At 51.4% G+C, this 420-nt stretch carries 1 protein-coding gene; it reads left to right on the top strand.

Annotated features, from left to right (window positions below):
- The coding region (locus AC4IFO_RS23095) for a hypothetical protein (RefSeq protein ID WP_490737867.1) at positions 1-420 on the top strand (420 nt) is incomplete at both ends.

Genomic DNA, 420 nt, shown 5'->3' with positions numbered 1-420 from the left:
GGATATCACACGGGCGGTCACGGATGCGATTGCGTTACTCAGTGATAAGCAACTCAGTATGACCTACAGCCAAGTGCTCGCCAAATCGTTAGGTGGTTTAGAAGCCCGTGCGGGCATGATAACGCAGGTGCGTGAAGCGATTGATGTCGCGATTGAACAGCGTCAACTTATCCCTCTGGATGAGAAAAAAGGGCTGTTTACCTCATCCATTCATTTGATGGCTGAGCTGAAGCTGCAACAAATTGCCACCGACATGAAGCAACATAACCGTACCGTCAGTTTTCAGGCTCGGGCAGAACCTCTCAGTCCCGTGATGGAAAAAGTGGCGGACACCTTACCCAATATTGCGATTGTGGCCAGTCAAGGACTGGGTAAAGCGCAGCGAGACGGGGTATTAGACGGTGTCACGATGGCGCAATC

The sequence above is a fragment of the Providencia sp. UF-224 genome (assembly GCF_058245955.1).
Note: the sequence above shows the minus strand (reverse complement) of the source record. Positions and strands in the feature narration are given on the sequence as shown.